Source organism: Acinetobacter pittii, assembly GCF_034067285.1.
Lineage (GTDB): Bacteria > Pseudomonadota > Gammaproteobacteria > Pseudomonadales > Moraxellaceae > Acinetobacter > Acinetobacter pittii_E.
The window spans coordinates 794,225-812,950 of sequence record NZ_CP139286.1 but is presented as its reverse complement, the minus strand read 5'-3'; the positions used below and the strand labels follow the sequence as shown (position 1 = coordinate 812,950).

The 18,726-nt window shown below is 38.5% G+C and carries 18 protein-coding genes, 1 tRNA gene and 1 pseudogene; 10 read left to right on the top strand and 10 right to left on the bottom strand.

What is annotated here, in order from left to right:
• Nucleotides 1-149: 149 nt before the first annotated feature.
• Nucleotides 150-235: transfer RNA gene (locus SOI81_RS03845), tRNA-Leu, on the top strand.
• Between the two features lie 168 nt (nt 236-403).
• Here SOI81_RS03845 and SOI81_RS03840 read toward each other — a convergent pair.
• The 4 genes from SOI81_RS03840 to rlmE all read right to left on the bottom strand — a co-directional run bounded on the left by SOI81_RS03840 (nt 404) and on the right by rlmE (nt 4,516).
• The gene (locus SOI81_RS03840) at nt 404-718 is read right to left on the bottom strand and encodes a DUF5713 family protein (protein WP_016140183.1); all 315 of its coding nucleotides are present in this window, start codon (nt 716-718) and stop codon (nt 404-406) included.
• Between the two features lie 133 nt (nt 719-851).
• Nucleotides 852-1,703: a dihydropteroate synthase gene (folP, locus tag SOI81_RS03835; protein WP_239976037.1), complete on the bottom strand. Its 852-nt coding sequence runs from the start codon at nt 1,701-1,703 to the stop codon at nt 852-854.
• Between the two features lie 133 nt (nt 1,704-1,836).
• Nucleotides 1,837-3,732 carry an ATP-dependent zinc metalloprotease FtsH gene (ftsH, locus tag SOI81_RS03830; RefSeq protein ID WP_005803954.1) on the bottom strand — a complete coding sequence of 632 codons (1,896 nt, stop codon included), beginning with the start codon at nt 3,730-3,732 and terminating at the stop codon, nt 1,837-1,839.
• 133 nt (nt 3,733-3,865) lie between these two features.
• Complete coding sequence (rlmE, locus tag SOI81_RS03825) at nt 3,866-4,516, bottom strand: 23S rRNA (uridine(2552)-2'-O)-methyltransferase RlmE (RefSeq protein WP_000235573.1); 651 nt, start codon at nt 4,514-4,516, stop codon at nt 3,866-3,868.
• 199 nt (nt 4,517-4,715) lie between these two features.
• Between rlmE and yhbY the strand changes: the two genes are divergently transcribed.
• On the top strand, nt 4,716-5,039 hold the full coding sequence (yhbY, locus tag SOI81_RS03820; protein ID WP_002115576.1) for a ribosome assembly RNA-binding protein YhbY: 324 nt from the start codon (nt 4,716-4,718) through the stop codon (nt 5,037-5,039).
• A 16-nt stretch (nt 5,040-5,055) separates the two neighbouring features.
• Nucleotides 5,056-5,592, top strand: coding sequence for a DOMON-like domain-containing protein (locus tag SOI81_RS03815; RefSeq protein ID WP_057105416.1), 537 nt, complete (start codon nt 5,056-5,058; stop codon nt 5,590-5,592).
• A gap of 58 nt (nt 5,593-5,650) precedes the next feature.
• Here SOI81_RS03815 and SOI81_RS03810 read toward each other — a convergent pair whose 3' ends face one another.
• Both SOI81_RS03810 and SOI81_RS03805 read right to left on the bottom strand, forming a co-directional pair.
• A complete protein-coding gene (locus tag SOI81_RS03810; protein WP_239976038.1) occupies nt 5,651-6,238 on the bottom strand; it encodes a hypothetical protein in 588 nt (195 codons plus the stop codon).
• Nucleotides 6,239-6,267: 29 nt separating this feature from the next.
• Nucleotides 6,268-6,414: pseudogene (locus SOI81_RS03805) on the bottom strand (hypothetical protein); the annotation flags it as partial.
• Nucleotides 6,415-6,550: 136 nt separating this feature from the next.
• Here SOI81_RS03805 and carA point away from each other — a divergent pair.
• The 3 genes from carA (at nt 6,551) to greA (ending at nt 11,500) form a co-directional block, all read left to right on the top strand.
• Nucleotides 6,551-7,690 carry a glutamine-hydrolyzing carbamoyl-phosphate synthase small subunit gene (carA, locus tag SOI81_RS03800; RefSeq protein WP_016140179.1) on the top strand — a complete coding sequence of 380 codons (1,140 nt, stop codon included), beginning with the start codon at nt 6,551-6,553 and terminating at the stop codon, nt 7,688-7,690.
• Nucleotides 7,691-7,704: 14 nt separating this feature from the next.
• Nucleotides 7,705-10,935: a carbamoyl-phosphate synthase large subunit gene (gene carB, locus SOI81_RS03795; RefSeq protein ID WP_239976040.1), complete on the top strand. Its 3,231-nt coding sequence runs from the start codon at nt 7,705-7,707 to the stop codon at nt 10,933-10,935.
• A gap of 88 nt (nt 10,936-11,023) precedes the next feature.
• A complete protein-coding gene (greA, locus tag SOI81_RS03790; RefSeq protein ID WP_016140177.1) occupies nt 11,024-11,500 on the top strand; it encodes a transcription elongation factor GreA in 477 nt (158 codons plus the stop codon).
• Nucleotides 11,501-11,580: 80 nt separating this feature from the next.
• Here the strand turns inward: greA and acnR are convergent, their stop codons facing one another.
• On the bottom strand, nt 11,581-12,168 hold the full coding sequence (gene acnR / locus SOI81_RS03785; protein ID WP_239976041.1) for a TetR/AcrR family transcriptional regulator: 588 nt from the start codon (nt 12,166-12,168) through the stop codon (nt 11,581-11,583).
• A gap of 139 nt (nt 12,169-12,307) precedes the next feature.
• Between acnR and yjgH the strand changes: the two genes are divergently transcribed.
• The 3 genes from yjgH to SOI81_RS03770 all read left to right on the top strand — a co-directional run bounded on the left by yjgH (nt 12,308) and on the right by SOI81_RS03770 (nt 14,005).
• Nucleotides 12,308-12,700 (top strand): RidA family protein, encoded by a 393-nt coding sequence (yjgH, locus tag SOI81_RS03780; protein WP_239976042.1) that lies wholly within the window; start codon nt 12,308-12,310, stop codon nt 12,698-12,700.
• A gap of 111 nt (nt 12,701-12,811) precedes the next feature.
• Entirely contained in the window at nt 12,812-13,444 is a 633-nt protein-coding gene (locus SOI81_RS03775) for a CatB-related O-acetyltransferase (RefSeq protein WP_239976047.1), read from the top strand.
• A 123-nt stretch (nt 13,445-13,567) separates the two neighbouring features.
• A complete protein-coding gene (locus SOI81_RS03770; protein ID WP_239976043.1) occupies nt 13,568-14,005 on the top strand; it encodes a universal stress protein in 438 nt (145 codons plus the stop codon).
• 173 nt (nt 14,006-14,178) lie between these two features.
• Here the strand turns inward: SOI81_RS03770 and SOI81_RS03765 are convergent, their stop codons facing one another.
• Nucleotides 14,179-14,508 carry an MGMT family protein gene (locus SOI81_RS03765; RefSeq protein ID WP_079748510.1) on the bottom strand — a complete coding sequence of 110 codons (330 nt, stop codon included), beginning with the start codon at nt 14,506-14,508 and terminating at the stop codon, nt 14,179-14,181.
• A gap of 81 nt (nt 14,509-14,589) precedes the next feature.
• On the opposite strand from SOI81_RS03765, the gene SOI81_RS03760 reads away from it, so the two are divergent.
• Complete coding sequence (locus tag SOI81_RS03760; RefSeq protein WP_224991562.1) at nt 14,590-15,306, top strand: metalloprotease; 717 nt, start codon at nt 14,590-14,592, stop codon at nt 15,304-15,306.
• A 6-nt stretch (nt 15,307-15,312) separates the two neighbouring features.
• Here SOI81_RS03760 and SOI81_RS03755 read toward each other — a convergent pair whose 3' ends face one another.
• On the bottom strand, nt 15,313-17,043 hold the full coding sequence (locus SOI81_RS03755) for a CapA family protein (protein WP_320541248.1): 1,731 nt from the start codon (nt 17,041-17,043) through the stop codon (nt 15,313-15,315).
• A complete protein-coding gene (locus SOI81_RS03750; protein WP_239976045.1) occupies nt 17,040-18,695 on the bottom strand; it encodes a poly alpha-glucosyltransferase in 1,656 nt (551 codons plus the stop codon). Before SOI81_RS03750 ends, SOI81_RS03755 begins: the two co-directional genes overlap by 4 nt.
• Nucleotides 18,696-18,726 lie beyond the last annotated feature (31 nt).

Below are 18,726 nucleotides of genomic sequence, written 5' to 3'. Positions count from 1 at the left end.
AAGATGAACAACTGATCTCAGTTTAATGAACAAATCATGACAAAAAATGGTTAATTTATATAAATACTGATAAGAACTGATTGAAAATAAAGCAAACTCTCTGATTTTCTCTTGCCAATCGTGCACTTGTCCTCTATTATTGCGCACATGCCCGGGTGGTGAAATAGGTAGACACAGGGGATTTAAAATCCCCCGCCCACAAAGCGTGCCGGTTCGAGTCCGGCCCCGGGCACCATTTTCAAATATTGAATGTGGTGTTACAAAGAATCCAGCGTAAGCTGGTTTTTTTATGTCTGATGAAAATGATAGCCACAACAAAAAACTATTGGATCAGCATATTGGCAGAAGTAAATAAACAGCAGAATAGAAATTTAATTTTAAAAATTAAGAAAATCGAGAGTAATCACCACTCTCGATTCATCACCAGTTCTTCCATTTCAAGGTCTAAATATCCTGCATCCTGTGCCACCATCATCATTGCCTCAGCAATATAGTCAGCAGCACTATCATCCAGGGAAGAATCTAGATCCTCAAACTGAGGTTTCATTTCATTAATTTCAATAACAGTTTGATGAGCATATCGATAGATATCCTGCTCAGCTAAAGCAGGTTTCTGAACTTTTTTAGCAAATTGTTCAATCAACTGCTTGAGTTCAGCGACTAAAATATCTGGATAATATTCATCATCAAACATTGGGAGAAGTAAGTCTTCGAACATACAAAAGTTTACACAACAGCAAAAACTTGCCGCTTATAACATATTTTCCAAAGAATAACGATCATTTTCCCTGACTCAGCCATCTAGCCCAATCAATTAATGGTCACCCTTTGATTCTATACAGCCTATTTCATTAAGCTTGTATCATCGTTTTCCAAACCCGTATTGCATCTGTCATTGCTTTCACGTCATGTGCCCTAACAATGGATGCACCTTGCTGAATACTCAGCAAATGCCCCGTAACGCTTCCTACAGCGCGCTGATCTGCGGCTGCACCTTGCAAGGCTTCACCAATAAAACGTTTACGAGAAAGACCAGATAAAATTGGATAACCCATTTCATTAAGCTTCCAAAATTCATTGAGAAGTCTTAAATTTTGCTGCGCATTTTTTGCAAAACCAAACCCGGGATCAATAATAATATTTTGTTTTTTTACGCCTGCCTTTAAAGCCTCATTCACACGCTGCTGGAGCTCTGCTATAACATCCAAGGTTACGTCTGTATATTGGTCTAGCTGATTCATCGTAGTGGGTTCACCACGCATGTGCATAATTACCACAGGTATATCTAGCTCTACTGCCGTTTTTAAAGCATTTGGTCGAGTAAGCGCACGTACATCATTCCAAATATGTGCTCCTGCCTCTTTCGCTGCACGAATAACATCTGGCTGACTTGTATCAATTGATAGAATCACATCATGTTTGGCCAAAGCTTCAACTACAGGTACAACTCTTCTAATTTCCTCTTCTACACTTACCTCAGACGCCCCCGGGCGAGTAGATTCTCCACCAATATCAATAATGGTAGCACCCTGTTCTATCATGACTAGCGCATGAGCAATAGCTTGATCTACTTGATTATGTTTTCCACCATCACTAAAAGAATCGGGTGTGACATTTAAAATACCCATAACGTGAGGCTGTGATAGATCCAACTGAAGCTGTCCACACTCTAAAATTTGCTGAGGTAAAGGCATTAACTGCATAAAAAGCTCCGGTTTAAAATCTGATAAGTATTTTAGCAATTATCAGCTATCTATAGTGTTGATTTGTTTTCAGCTTTTATTAAATTCATCCCATAAAAAAAGCCACATGACTGTGGCTTTTTTTATTAACTAATTAGTTCATTGCTGGCAATGGTGGCGGTGTAGATGGACCATCTTTTGGTGGTTCAAATGCAGCCACTGGGTTTTCAGCAACATATACTTTAGGTGGTTGTGGCTCACGACCTTCCATAATGTCACGGATTTGATCACGATCAATAGTTTCCCATTCCATCAAAGCTTTTACCATTGCATGTGCAATATCTTTATTACCTTCCAAGATATTACGTGCAACTTTGTATTGCTCATCAAGAATACGACGTACTTCTTCATCAACTAACTGTTGAGTTGCTTCAGAAATCGTACGGCTTCCTACATTTCCAAAGAAACCATTTTGGTTTTCATCTTCATAAACCATGACACCCATTTTGTCAGACATACCGTACTTCGTAACCATCGCACGTGCCATTTTAGTAGCTCGCTCAAAGTCGTTTGAAGCACCAGTAGATTGCTGTTGAATAAATACTTCTTCAGCAATACGTCCACCAAACAAAATTGCAATTTCGTTTAGCATCTTGTCTTTATAATGGCTAATTTGGTCTTGTTCAGGTAACTGCCAAGTTACACCCAAAGCCCAACCACGCGGCATAATCGTTACTTTATGAACAGGGTCTGTACCTGGCAAAATCTCAGCAACAATCGCATGACCTGCCTCATGATAAGCAGTTGCACGACGCTCTTCTTCACGTAGAACCATCGACTTACGTTCTGGGCCCATGTAGATTTTGTCTTTTGCATCTTCAAAGTCATGCATGTCGACAGTATTCTTATTACGACGTGCAGCAAATAATGCAGCTTCGTTCACAAGGTTTGCCAACTGTGCACCAGAGAAACCTGGAGTACCACGAGATAGAACTTTAACATCCACGCCCGTAACCGAAGGTAATTTTTTCAAATGTACATTCAGAATTTGCTCACGACCACGAATATCAGGTAAACCGACCATTACTTGACGGTCAAAACGACCTGGACGTAATAATGCTTTATCCAGCACATCAACACGGTTTGTCGCAGCAATTACGATTACACCTTCGTTACCTTCAAAACCATCCATCTCTACGAGCATTTGGTTTAAGGTTTGCTCACGCTCATCATGACCACCACCTGTACCTGAACCACGGTGACGACCAACTGCATCAATCTCATCAATAAAGATAATACAAGGCGCATGACGCTTCGCTTGCTCGAACATATCACGGACACGAGACGCACCCACACCCACGAACATTTCTACAAAGTCAGAACCTGAAATGCTGAAGAAAGGAACTTTAGCTTCACCAGCAATTGCTTTGGCTAATAACGTTTTACCAGTACCAGGAGGTCCAACCATAAGTACGCCACGAGGAATCGTAGCGCCCAAACGTTTGAATTTAGCTGGGTCTTTTAAGAAATCTACAATTTCAACAACTTCTTGTTTTGCTTCATCACAGCCGGCGACGTCAGAAAAATTGACTTTGATTTGGTCTTCAGAAAGCATTTTTGCCTTCGATTTACCAAAACTCATCGGTCCATTTTTTCCGCCTGCACCACCACCCATGTTACGCATAAAGAACATGAATAACAAAATGATTAACAGTACAGGGAAACTAGCAATGAGAAGTTGCATCAAAATGCCTTGACGTTGAGGAGCCGTTCCCTCTACAACAACATTTTGCTTATTTAAGCTCGGCATAAGCTCAGTGTCTTCAACTTGCGGACGAACAGTTTCAAACTGTGATCCGTTAGTTTTTTCACCATTAATATTTAAACCGTCAATTGTGACTTGCTTAATTTGGCCAGCATTCACCGCTGCAACGAAATCTGAATATTTCATCGCAGTAGGCTTATTGCGGTCACTGATATTACTGAAAATTAAAATCAGAACACCAAGTATTATTAGCCACAATACGGCATTCTTGAAGTAATCGCTCAAAGCTTTATTCCCATATCGATCTAATTTGATCATGCCCAATCTTGGCCGATCGTCATAAAAACAGCAACTGTATTGCTTGCGGATAACCTAAAAGTACAAAATGCACAATTTTTAGGAGCTTGGCAAGTAAACTTTATTGCAATGCTTTCTTACGCCCTTGTCCAACCAAAAAAACTTCTTTAGAGCGCGCCCGAGAAGCTGCCGGTTTTGCTGTCTTTAACACATCAAAACTATCAACCACTTGTTTACGAAACTCATCAAATCCTGCGCCTTGGAACACTTTAACCACAAACTGTCCATTAGGACCAAGAACCTTTTGAGCAAAATCTAAAGCCAGTTCACATAAGTAAATCTGTCTAGGTTGATCAACAGCCCTATTACCTGATGTATTGGGGGCCATATCAGAAATTACAATGTCTACTTGTCGCCCATTTAAAATATTTAACAATTTTTCAAATACAGCTTCTTCTCTAAAGTCGCCTTGTAAGAAAGTGACATCAGGCAAAGCATCCATAGGCAAAATATCGGAAGCAATTACTAATCCCTTGCTACCCACAAGTTTTCCAGCAATTTGAGACCAACTACCAGGAGCTGCACCCAAATCTACCACCGTCATGCCTGGCTTGATCAACTTATATTTTTCTTGAATTTCAAGAAGTTTATATGCTGCTCGCGCACGATACCCTTCCTTTTGTGCTTTTTTTACAAAAGGATCGTCTAGATGCTCCCTCATCCACGCACGACTACTTTTCGACAATTTCTGGTTTGTAATGCGTGTTGCCATAACTCACTAAATATCAAAAAAACTTCTGATCGTTCATTGTACGTGAAAATTACTCTCATTACAGTACGGATGTAGCGTAATCTCACCAAGTTTTACAGTTTTTTTTCAATAATGTTAATCGATTATTTATACAGTTTTTCGTACATTTGAATTTAAGTTTTTTGCTATACTAAGTCGTTTTTAAAATCAGGTATTTTTAATGGCCGCTTTATCTATCCATGAACGTAAACGTTTACGTCAAATTGGTCATGTGCTTAATCCGGTTGTCATGATTGGTGGACAAGGCTTAACAGATGCTGTAATCGAAGAAACTCTTCGTGCTTTAAATGACCATGAACTTATCAAAGTTAAGGTTGCCGGTGAAGATCGTGAAGCACGTACTGCTGTAATTGATGCAATTGTAGAAGCGACTGGTGCAGAAGCTGTTCAAAAGATTGGTAAAATTGTTTTACTTTACAAAAAAGCAGCTAAACAAAACCAGCATTTGTCTAATCTTGTTCGCCACGCTCACCTAGCAAACTAATTTGATTTGACAAACTATGGCAAGTTACGAACTTTCAGCTTTTGATCGTTTTCATGCTGTTTCTGTTGTTGGCGCAATTGAACAGCAGGCACCGCACACCTTAAATGTCGGTTTTTGGATTCGTGATCCAAATCAACTCATTATCTGGCCCCAAGAAGTCGCGGCTCATCCTCGTCAGGATTTTTTGTGGGAAGAAACTTGTTTCGAAATTTTTGTTGGCGTGCATGATGAAGATTATTATCGGGAAATTAACCTTTCCCCTTCTCAAGCATGGCAGTCTTATCAGTTTGAAGAATATCGCTATCCAGAAAGTATGCCTCCCCTTGCTGCTTACGATATTGAACTGAACCATCTCAAGCGTACTCATTATGGCTTAAATGTTAGTCTTGATTTGGGACAATTTATGCAACAGCATCGCTTGAAATGGGCAAACCTTTATTTAGGTTTAACTGCAGTTTTAAAAACCAAAGAAGGTATTCAATACTATGCAATGCAGCATAGTGGAAAAAGTGCAGATTTCCATAATAAGCGTGACTGGTTACATCAGTTTTAAAAGTAAAAAAGCGAGAAATTAATTCTCGCTTTTTTATAGCTTAGAAAAACTGGAACTATTAATTATCCCGCGCTTTATTCCAAGCTTCGACTGCATTATTTTTAGTACGTTTAATGCTTTCACTTAAAGAATCTTTGTGCTTTAAAGAAATCTGGCTAATATCACCTTTAAGCTCTTTACTGACTTTAGTCAAATCTTCAATAAGTGCATTAATTTCTGCTTTCAAAGCATTTTTAAGTTCAGACAATCCTTCTTGTGAAGTACTAAACTGAGCTTTAATCACATCTAGTCGTTGCAAAATATCTTGTTTAATTTGGATAAATTGATTCTGAATATTTTTGTTTAACTCATGAGTTTCAGCTTCAATTTTTTCTTGAGCCTCACTTATGACTTCTTTGACCTGTTCTTGAGTTTCAGCGACAGCCTCTTTTACCTGAGTTTTCGCTTCTATAGCAACTTCTTTAATCTGCTCGGTTTTCTCAGCAACACTTTCTTTTACTTGTGCAGTTTTAGCAGTGACTGCTCTTTTAGCTTTAGTCGTAGTAGCAGCTACGGTTTCTTTCACCTCACTCACATCGGCTTTTGCTGAATCAACAACAGCTTGAGCTTTTTCACTCACATCTTTTGAAACTTGATTATTACTCATGCTATTTCCTCGTATTGGTTATTTTTTAACTAACAATACAATAAATCCAGTTCTAAAAATCGACCTTGCAAATTGTTAGACAATTTATCAAAAGTACTTGATTCGGATGAGTGGATAATTTTTTTGTAAAAAGCAAGCAATGAATTATATTTTTTAGCAGAAAATAAATAGACTTTTTAAGGTTCCATGCGTATAATGCGCTGTTAAGTTACAAGCGAGCAGACCGATAGGGAGGGCCATGTTTTATCACAACATCGCCTATCTTTTTTGGGTCTACTCGCTTTTTTACAGCCGAAATTCAGGAGCTTTGGTTTGAGCACCCCCGCCATTTTAGCCCTCGCAGATGGAACGATCTTTAAAGGAACGTCAATCGGCGCAACGGGAAGTACGACTGGAGAAGTCGTTTTTAACACAGCCATGACAGGCTATCAAGAAATTTTGACTGACCCAAGTTATGCACAACAAATTGTGACATTAACTTACCCTCATATTGGTAACACTGGTTGCAACGCGGAAGACGTTGAATCTGGTCGTATCCATAAAGTATGGGCGAATGGTTTAATTATTCGTGACCTTCCACTACTACACAGCAACTTCCGTGCTGAACAGTCTTTAAGTGAATATTTACAAGCGCACAATGTTGTTGCGATTGCTGATATTGATACACGTAAATTAACGCGTATTTTACGTGACAAAGGTGCACAAAATGGTTGCATCCTTGCTGGCGAAAATATTACTGAAGAAGAAGCAATTGCCAAAGCTCGTGCTTTTGGTGGTTTAAATGGTTTAGATCTTGCAAAAGAATGCTGTGATCCAACAGGCTTTGAGTGGTCTGAAGGTTCGTGGGTATTAGGTAAAGGCTTTACTCAACCCGAATTAAAATATCACGTGGTTGCATACGATTACGGTGTCAAAACCAACATCTTGCGTATGCTTGCAGACCGCGGTTGTAAACTCACTGTTGTACCTGCTGAAACTCCGGCTGAGAAAGTTTTGGCACTTAATCCAGATGGCGTATTCCTTTCAAACGGCCCAGGCGATCCAGCTGCTTGTGATTACGCAATCGAAGCTGTAAAAACTATTGTTGAAACCACAACATTACCTGTATTTGGTATTTGCTTAGGCCACCAAATCTTGGCACTCGCTTCTGGTGCAAAAACTGTAAAAATGAACCATGGTCACCACGGTGCTAACCACCCTGTACAAAATCTTGAAGATGGTACAGTGATGATTACTTCACAGAACCATGGTTTCGCTGTAGATGCAGAAACTTTACCGGCTAACTTAAAAGCAACGCATAAATCATTGTTCGATGGCACCTTACAAGGTATTCACCGTACAGACAAACCAGCTTTCAGCTTCCAAGGTCACCCTGAAGCAAGCCCAGGTCCACATGATTGTGCCCCATTGTTCGATCACTTCATCGAACTTATTGAAGCATCTAAACAGTAATTACGGAGCGAATAATGCCTAAACGTACGGATATTAAAAGCATCTTAATTATTGGTGCTGGCCCGATTGTGATTGGTCAGGCATGTGAGTTTGACTACTCAGGTGCTCAAGCGTGTAAAGCTCTTCGTGAAGAAGGTTACCGTGTTATTTTGGTTAACTCTAACCCAGCAACCATTATGACAGACCCATCAATGGCTGATGCAACGTATATTGAGCCGATTACTTGGCAAACAGTTGCTCAAATCATTGAAAAAGAACGTCCAGATGCAGTATTGCCAACTATGGGTGGCCAAACTGCATTGAACTGTGCTCTTGCACTTGATGAGCACGGCGTTCTTGAAAAATATAATGTTGAATTAATTGGTGCAACTAAAGACGCAATTGAGAAAGCCGAAGATCGTAAACTCTTCGATATCGCTATGCGTAAAATTGGCTTGGAATGTCCAAAAGCTGCCATTGCTGAAACAATGGAAGAAGCTTTAGAAATCCAATCACGCTTTGGTTTCCCAGTAATTATCCGTCCATCATTCACAATGGGTGGTTCGGGCGGCGGTATTGCATATAACCGTGAAGAATTCCTTGAGATCTGTGAACGTGGTTTCGACCTCTCTCCTACTCACCAGTTATTGATTGATGAATCATTAATTGGCTGGAAAGAATATGAAATGGAAGTTGTTCGTGACAAAAACGACAACTGTATTATCGTATGTGCGATCGAAAACTTCGACCCAATGGGCGTACACACTGGTGACTCTATTACTGTAGCACCAGCTCAAACATTAACTGACAAAGAATATCAATTGATGCGTAATGCTTCAGTTGCAGTTCTTCGTGAAATTGGTGTTGAGACAGGTGGCTCTAACGTTCAGTTCGGTATTAACCCGAAAGACGGACGTATGGTTGTGATCGAGATGAACCCTCGTGTATCTCGTTCATCTGCGCTTGCTTCTAAAGCAACAGGTTTCCCAATTGCTAAAATCGCAGCAAAACTTGCTGTTGGTTATACCCTTGATGAATTGAAAAATGACATCACTGGTGGCGTGACTCCTGCAAGCTTCGAACCGTCGATTGACTATGTTGTAACGAAGATTCCTCGTTTTAACTTCGAGAAATTCCCACAAGCAGAACCAGTTCTTACCACTCAGATGAAATCTGTTGGTGAAGTCATGGCAATTGGCCGTAACTTCCAAGAATCTGTACAAAAAGCATTACGTGGTCTTGAAGTTGGTGTAAGCGGTTTTGATGAAAAAATCGAAGCCGGTGCAACAAATGCCAAAGAAACCATTTTAAAAGAGCTTAAAGTTCCGGGTCCTGAGCGTATCTGGTACGTAGCGGATGCATTCCGCCATGGTTTCTCTTTAGATGAAGTTTTTGAAGCAACTAAAATTGATCGTTGGTTCCTCATCCAGATTCAAGACATCGTTAAAACTGAAGCTCAAGTGAAAACTTTAGGTTTTGGTGACTTAAACGCTGACAACATCCGTTCGTTCAAGCGTAAAGGTTTATCTGACCTTCGTATTGCTCACCTCATGGGCATTTCACAAAAGCAATTCCGTAAACAACGTTGGAACTTGGGTGTTTATCCAGTTTACAAACGTGTTGATACATGTGCAGCAGAGTTTGAGTCTGGTACTGCATACATGTATTCAACTTACGATGAAGAATGTGAAGCAAATCCATCAAACCGTGACAAAATCATGGTGATTGGTGGTGGTCCAAACCGTATTGGTCAAGGTATCGAATTTGACTACTGCTGTGTACACGCTGCATTAGCGATGCGTGAAGACGGTTATGAAACAATCATGGTGAACTGTAACCCTGAAACTGTTTCTACCGACTATGACACATCTGACCGTCTATACTTCGAGCCTGTAACACTTGAAGATGTACTTGAGATCGTACGTACCGAGAAGCCTAAAGGCGTAATCGTACAGTATGGTGGTCAAACTCCACTTAAATTGGCACGTGCTTTAGAAGAAGCAGGTACCCCAATTATCGGTACATCACCAGATGCGATTGACCGTGCTGAAGACCGTGAACGCTTCCAGCAAATGATCCAACGTTTACAGCTTCGTCAACCAAATAACAGCATTGTAAAATCTGCTGAAGAAGGTATCTCTGAAGCTGCAAAAGTAGGTTATCCGCTTGTTGTTCGCCCATCTTATGTATTAGGTGGTCGTGCAATGGAAATCGTATATAACGAAGAAGAACTTAAACGTTACCTTCGTGAAGCAGTTCAGGCATCTAATGAAGCCCCTGTTCTTCTTGACCGTTTCTTAGATGATGCAACTGAAGTTGATGTTGACTGTGTATCTGACGGTAAAGACGTTGTGATCGGCGGCATCATGCAGCATATCGAACAAGCGGGTATTCACTCAGGTGATTCTGCATGTTCAATTCCTCCTTATTCTTTATCAAAAGAAATTCAGGATGAAATGCGTCGTCAAACGATTGCAATGGCAAAAGAACTTGGTGTTGTTGGCTTGATGAACGTTCAGTTCGCTGTAAAAGGTGACGATATTTACGTTCTAGAAGTTAACCCACGTGCTTCACGTACAGTTCCATTCGTATCGAAGTGTATTGGTGATTCTTTAGCTAAAGTAGCTGCGCGTTGTATGGCAGGTCAATCTCTTGAATCTCAAGGATTTACTAAAGAAATCATTCCAACTCACTTTGCTGTGAAAGAAGCAGTTTTCCCATTCGCAAAATTCCAAGGCGTTGATCCAATGCTTGGACCTGAGATGAAATCTACAGGTGAAGTGATGGGTGTAGGTAAAACATTTGGTGAAGCATTCTATAAAGCTGTTTTAGGCTCAAATGAACGCTTACCAGGCTTACCAACTGAAGGCGAAGTAAAACATGCTTTCTTATCAGTACGTGAATCTGACAAGAAATACATCGCTGATATCGCTAAGAAATTAGTTGCGTATGGCTTCAAGCTTGTTGCAACAGGTGGTACTTATCAAGTGCTTAAAGAAGCAGGTTTAGAATGTGAATCTGTAAATAAAGTTACTGAAGGTCGTCCACATATTGTTGACCGCTTGAAAAATGGTGAAATACACCTTATTGTCAATACCACTGAAGGTAAACAGGCTCAATATGACTCTGCAATGATCCGTCGTGCTGCCCTACAAGGCAAAGTGTATTACACAACGACAATCAATGGTGCAGAAGCTGTTTGCCAAGCCTTTGCTGTGAAATTGCCAATGGATGTATACCGCTTGCAAGATTTAACTGTAGGTTAATTTTTTTACCGATAAGTCCCGTCACCTTATCGGTGGCGGGATTTTTTCATTTTTTTAACTGTGTTTTCTCAACTTAAGAGGGACCGAAATGCAACGTTATCCAATGACCCCTGAAGGTAAAATCGCCTTAGAGAAAGAATTACAACATCTGAAATCTGTTGAACGTCCACGTATTACTCAAGCAATTGCCGAGGCACGTGAACATGGGGACTTAAAAGAAAATGCAGAATACCATGCTGCTCGTGAACAGCAAGGTTTCTGTGAAGGACGCATCCAAGATATCGAAGGTAAATTGGGTGCTTCACAAGTCATCGATGTTAAAGACTTAGAACAAAACGGTCGTGTTGTATTCGGTGTTACGGTAACGATTGAGAACCTTGATACTGAAGAACGCAAGACTTATAAAATTGTTGGTGATGATGAAGCAGATTTTAAAATCAATAAAATCTCAGTGAACTCACCAATTGCACGTGGCCTTTTGAGCAAGAGTGAAGGTGATGAAGTAAAAATCGTTACTCCTCAAGGCGAAGTGGAATATGAAATCGTAAGTGTAGAATATATTTAATTTTTAAATAGATATACTTAAGTTATAAGACCCCTCAATTGAGGGGTTTTTTATATTTCCGACTAATATTAAAAAATTCACTAGGCATCTTTTAAAAAACCTGATGCGAAGATTTGAAAAGCATTTAATGCTTCAGGAAGTACCTGTTCAGGATATTCACTAGAGGCCACCCATAATGCAGCGTTCATGGCAGCACCATTTAAAAGCACTGCTGCCGCTTCAGGATCTACAATTTTAATTCGTTCTGCTGTCAATAGCTGTTCAACACACTCACGGGTAGACTGCAGACATCTATTTTGACTTGGCCAATGCGCTGGATCGCCCAGCACTGCAGGTCCATCACGTAACACAATACGCTGAAACTCAGGATTCAAAGCATTTTGAATATAGGTCTGCCCTTCAAGTAATAATCCTCCCCAAAGATCATCAGGTTGCTCTCGATGCTGCTGGGCATATTCTGCCATTTGTGAATCAATTTGATCGACCACTGCAGCAAATAAACCACGCTTATCGCCAAAATGATGGTACAACGCCCCACGGGTCAAACCTGCTTCTGCCGTGAGTTTATCCATTGAAGTATCGGCATAGCCATATTCAGCAAATGCACGACGAGCTACTTCAATTAGTTTCTTGCGGGTTTCCGCCATCTTTTGTTCACGAACAGACATGTATTTCACCAAGGAATCATCATAAAAATTTTAATTGACATACGCCTCGTATGTCAATTATGTTTACATACGAGGCGTATGTTAAACTTAAGCCACATTTACTGATTTGGTATTTAAATAATGAAGGAGAACAAACCTGATGAGAACTGCAATATTTCCTCAAGACCGTCATGCATTATATGAACAGCATGGTTATTCAGCCGCAATTCAATCGAAAGACTTACTCTTTGTTTCAGGACAGGTTGGTAGTCTTGAAGATGGCTCGCCTGTACCTGATTTTGAAAAACAGGTAACACAAGCTTTTAAAAACTTAGCAGAGACATTGAAAGCAGCGGGTTGCACTTTCGATGATATTATTGATGTCACCACCTTTCATACCGATCCTGAACGGCAGTTTGAAAGTATTATGAAAGTTAAAAATCAGATCTTTACACAAAAGCCTTATCCCAACTGGACCGCTGTTGGTGTAACCTGGCTAGCGGGCTTTGATTTTGAAATTAAAGTCATTGCACGTATTCCTCATAATAATTAGTTCAAATTAACCCCTCCTTTAATATTTGATTCACTGGCTGGGCTGAGATTATGGGTTCAGCTTGAATCGCAATTCGGTATAATGGCGTATTCTCTTTTTTATATTTCCCTTATGGCTGAAAAGTTAATTGGCTCCCCTGTTCGTCACTGGTGCGAATTTGAGTTTATTTCCAAAACTGTAAGAAATCCAAATATCCATATTAAAGGAAATTATTCTTACTATTCGGCCTATTGGGATCAGGGTTTTGAACGTTGTGTCGTGCGTTATTTACATGACAAGCCCTCTATGCCAGACAAGCCAATTGACCAGCTTTATATTGGTAATTTTGTTTGTTTCGGCGCTGAGTGTGTGATCATGATGGGCGGTAACCAACTTCACAGACCAGACTGGATTTCAACTTTTCCTTTTGATACTCGAAGTTTTTTGGCAGCTGGTGATACTGTAATTGCTGACGGATGCTGGATTGGTAGCCGTGCGATGATCATGCAAGGTGTCAAACTGGGTGAAGGTGCGGTGATCGCAACGGGAGCTGTGGTAACTAAAGATGTTCCTCCTTATGCAATTGTCGGTGGGGTGCCCGCGAAAATTATTAAATATCGCTTTCCTCAAGAACGAATAGACAAATTACTTGCTTTAAAACTTTATGACTTAGATGAGAAGCAAATTTTAAAAATACGCGAATATTTACAATCTGATGATATAGATGCTTTATCTGCACATGTAGAAAATTTGCGTATTTTATAAAAAATATATCTACAAAAATTTGTTGTTATAAAGCCACAAATGATTACGCGCTTGAATTTAAATCGTCAAAAAATAAGTTTAAAGTATTAATAAATAAGCATCATTACAATAAGGAAAATACTCATGTTATATCCACATATTCTTGTACCAATTGATGGTTCTGAAACGTCTATGGTTGCCATGAAAGAGGCAATCAAACTGGGAAAAGCGCTAAATAGCAAAATTACAGTTGTACAGGTGATGGCACTTGATCCATTTATTGCTGATGCCTATGTAAAAACTGGTAAAACCAATGAGCTGATTGAACGCACACGAACTTATTTACTTGATATTTTAGAACAAGCAAAACAACAATTTTCTAATGAAGGCCTTACTGTTGAAACTAAATTACTGGAAGGTTTCGTCGTACATGAGGAAATTATTCAGGCTGCCCAAGATTTAAATGCAGATCTAATTGTTATGGGCTCACATGGTCGCACAGGGGTTCGAAAACTTGTATTAGGAAGTGTGGCACAAAAAGTCTTAGGTGAAAGCCATATTCCTGTTTTAATTGTGCGCTAATGCAAGATTGCCTGTCTGGCTAAATTGAGCAAGATAGGATTTTATTTCTTAAAAGGTTGAGTTAAAGCTTCCCTTTTTCAGCATAACTCATCTGTGCCATCAAACTTAAAAATCATATTGCTCCACTAAACCATTTATTATTTTTTATGTGTAATTAGGCTCTAATCTGAACACTAAGGCTGCCAAGCAAACTGCTTTAAGTTAACTTTACCATTTAACAAATAGACGCCTTCAGCTTCCAACTTTAATTGCTGAATATTTTCACCCTTTTCATTAAATTTACTTAGGCTAATTTTGCCTTGAGAATTAATCACACGATACCAAGGAACTTGATGATCAGCTTCAAGATGTTTTAAAACATAGCCCACCAATCTTGCATGTTTAGGTAATCCTGCCATACGAGCAACTTGCCCATAAGTTGCAACTTTTCCGTAAGGAATCAAAGCAATGACTTCTAAAATCTGTCGATGTAGTTCATACTGAGTTGTCAAAATGGACTCCATAAAAATTGACATAATTCATATCATATAAAAATTTTTGCCTAAAACTAAATGCAATCCAAGGTGGGCTTGAGGGAGATCTGCATGAAAAAAATATTACTGGTGGTTACTGGAACTTTACTATGCGTTTCTTGTACTACACGTCCTCCTTTTACGTCAGGAGAACCCCCTAAAGTATCTATAGATGGTCGCCCTATTGTTCCAGTCACTTTTGTTTTTACAACCAATACACCAGAAGCGACGAAGTTTGATAATTATCAACAGATGCGTAAGGAAATTAAAATACTAAATAGATATTATGTTGATGATAAAAATAATAAAATTTTCAAGTTTAAATTACATCGTTATATCCCTTATGAAGAGTTCTCAAAATTACGCTGTGATTTAAAACAACAAATTAATCAGCCTTACCCAATTACGACCGAGACCATTCCTGCAAGTGTAAATACCTGTTTTCCTAAGCGGACTGCGAGCAAAGAGGTTATTGTTTTCATTTATGATGCCTACTCAACGAAGTGGAAATTTGAGGATGTAACGAGTAGAGCGTTTCGCAATAATGGTAAACCTTTTGTTTTATTAGACTGGAACCGTCTCAATTATAATATTCAGGCGGGTAGCGTACATGAGATGGGCCATGTGTTTGGACTAAAACATGTATGTGCACCGAACGCAACTAAACGTACGCCAACCAACATCATGACGAGCGCAGAATGTAAACTTGGTAGTGGTGGACTTAGAAATTTAGGTTTTACGCCCGTACAACTTCAAACAATTTTAGAAAACTATCAACGCTATCCATAAACTTTATTAAAAACTCATTTCAACGTAAAAACCTAAATCATCTTGTGCCGTGTAATAATTTTCTTGGGCTAGTAAAGTTGTCATGTAACTACTGGCCTTTAAGAAATCTTCAGCATTGACTGGATACGGTTGCCAAAATGTTTTCAGATTATTAGTGTAGATTGGATATAAACGCAGCTGATCTTTTGACAAATCTAACCTTGCTATACAGCCATAAGGTAAAGCATTGTGTGCGTCATATTCACCATTACTATTAAAGACAGCATTGCCAATACCAAACACGACTGGCTTGTGGTTGATCATCTGAAGAGGTTGAATAGTATGAGCACCATGGCCAACTATAAGATCTGCACCCGCTTGGGTTAAAATCTTAGCAAGTCTGCTCTGCTCTTTTGTAATGGGCTTAAAATCGACACCCCAATGACAAATAACAATAATTTTATGCTCAGGGTTAGTCTGCTTATAACGGCCTATTTGTTCAAGCAAAACTCCATTTAAACACGAAACTCCATTTGTATGACCTAAAGCATAAAAATCATAATCTAAATAGGCCGTGTCTCTGTGCCAATAGCCGTTAAAAATAGCGTAATGCTTGTTATTAAAAGTGATTTCAAAGTAGCTATGAGCATCTTTTTGATTTAGGCCAGCCCCAATATAAGAAAGATTAGCTTGATCAAATTGTTGTAATGTATAAATTAATCCACGATCCCCATAATCTTTTAGATGATTATTTGCCAGTACAACATGGTTAAGGTGAATATTTTTGAACGCACCTAATGTTTGTTCAACATCAGCTTTAAGAATGAATGGCTTTTTATGTGCTAAAGGAGATTGAGTTTCTAAAGCAAAGACCGCTTCAAAGTTAGCAATATTTAGGTCATTTTCGCCTAAAAAGCCTTTTATTTTATCGAATGAATAGTCATACCCATATTGCTGCAGAGCATCCGTTTGTCCTCTCGCCTTACGTTTTTCGGTGTAGATTTCCCCAAAGTAGGTATCCCCAAAAATGTTAATAATGCCACTCGGAGTAGAGCAAACTTTAGGTTTTACATTCTGTGCTTGAAAACAATGATAGTAAGGAATCAAGTGCTCAGCACGATGAATATCATCTAAGAATAAAAAGAAACCAATCGTTTGGTTTTCTTCAAAGAAAGTAAGATAAATTTTTCTAAATGAGTTTGTAAGATATAAGACCTCTACTACGTTCTGTGCCATTAATGAGGTCTGAGGAAGATAGGACTTTCCTTTAAAAATAAGTTCCTTAATAAAAAAAAGTTTTTTTATTTCAATTGGGTAACTAAAAATTTTTCTGAGCAATAAAAACAAATGCTTTAGCTGATTTTGGTTACCTTCATTTTCTAATGTTAAGTGATAGGTAGCGGCTCTTTTTGAGAAAATTAAAGATGCTTGCTCATTTGTACCGCAGAGCATCTTACTTAAAGCATCTTTTACATCTGCTGCTTGAGTAAAAATTAAGAACTGCAATAGCTCGGTAAATGTATAACTTTCCGTTGTTTTTAAACCTAAATTTTGCTGTCCAATTTGCTCACTCATTTTTTGTGGCACGACATAGACGTCTTGAGCCTGTACTTTTTTTTGTTGAAATTGTTCTAGTGCATAGTCGATGAGTAAGAGCGTTGAAATATCATCATCAACTTCGAATTGCCATACAGCTTCATCAAAACTTGTAGTCTCGATATGTGCTAATAATTTGATTTCAACGGGTTGATACTTCATGACTCATCCCCTTTGTAATCTTTTACATAGGCGATGTAGCCCGATAAGTTGTGTTCCTGGTCATCAATCCTTACTCGAAAACGGTCATGGCGGATATAAAATGCGTGTAAAATTTTATCTGGCCGCGCCATATACATCGCCATTTCCGGATAAAAAAAGCCTGTGGTTTGGAAATCAGCTCTAAACTCAATTAGCTTTTGAAGCTCAGACATATAAGCCTGCTCTAAAAGTACCGTTCGGCCCTGCTCTTTTAAACGGTTTACCATTTTATAAGCAGCCATTAGCATTTCTAATAAAGTTGCGTAGGTCGTTTTTCGATTTCGAATAAAAATAAAATGTTTTAAATAATTATTTAAACCAAAAATAAAATATTTATCTTCAGGGCATATTTTAGTGAGTTCATTTGTACAATAACTTAACCAGTGGTCATGATATTTTTCATATCTATTTTTAATAAAATATTCAAACATTAATTTAACAGTTTCTAATAAACTAGAATTCTGGTTAATTTGATATAACCTTAATAAAGCTAAAGCAGCTTCACCATCATAATAAATAATTCTGAATTTTTCTTTTAAATCATAATCTGGATAATTTAATACATGAGTGGTTGAGCCATTTGAATCGACTAATTTTAAAATACCATTTGCTAGTTTTTCTGCATATTTTTGATAATCATTTTTTTGGGTAATTTCTTGATATTTAGTTAACATTAAAATAGCAGCTGCATTGGCACCTAATTTAACTTCAAACTCCCCTTCTTTACCATCAATCATAAAACTGGTTTCAGGGTCTTTTTCTTTATAAAAGTTGGTCAGCGCATATTGGATAGCAGCATGTACCTTGGGCCAATACTCTGGCTTATTCTGCACTTCAAATGTTTCTAGCAACGCATATACCGAGGTACAGTGGCGTACCGTATTATAGTTACGGATGTCCCGATCATAAGCAGAAAAATAGCCATAGATAAATTTGCCATTTTCTTGAATCTGATCATGCAAAAATGCCGAATTTTTTTCAATTAATGACTGAAAATGCTGTTTCTTATTGCTTGAAATCGCTCTAATACCATTCGCATCATAGCGGCTCGCTAAATTAATGAATTGCTCATTTTCATAAAATGCTGCATAGGTATCAAAAGTCCAAATGTCTTGTAATTCTTGTAGTTTAATCTGTGGTTTAGTCGTATTATATTTTTGCTTAACTGCGTAATTTAGGTTTGTTTCATCAAAAAAATTGGGTTTGTCATAGCTCAAACCTCGAATGATGGCTTTTCCATAAATCTCTTGCTCAAGAAATGCAACCGAACATTGTTCATCAAATCCAATACCTCGACGATAGTGGTTGTTATGAAATTGATGATGGACCTGCTGCTCTACTACTTTCCAAGCTTGTCTTGCTAAATTATATGCAACATCAATTTTTATATAATCAGTAAGTGTTTCCTGTGCAAACTGATCATTAATGAAATCTAATAATTCTTTTTTTGCTTGTGAAAAGCTTGTCTTTTTACTATGCCATACGTTACATCTTTGGTCTTTGGGACCAAATGATATAAATAAAATTGTTTCTTTCTGAAGATCTGAAACATGGGGAGCGATATGTTCTAACCAAAGGTTCAGTTGTCTTTGGAAGTTTAAAAATGCTGTCACTCGAAATCAGTCCCTATCCATTATTTGTTGT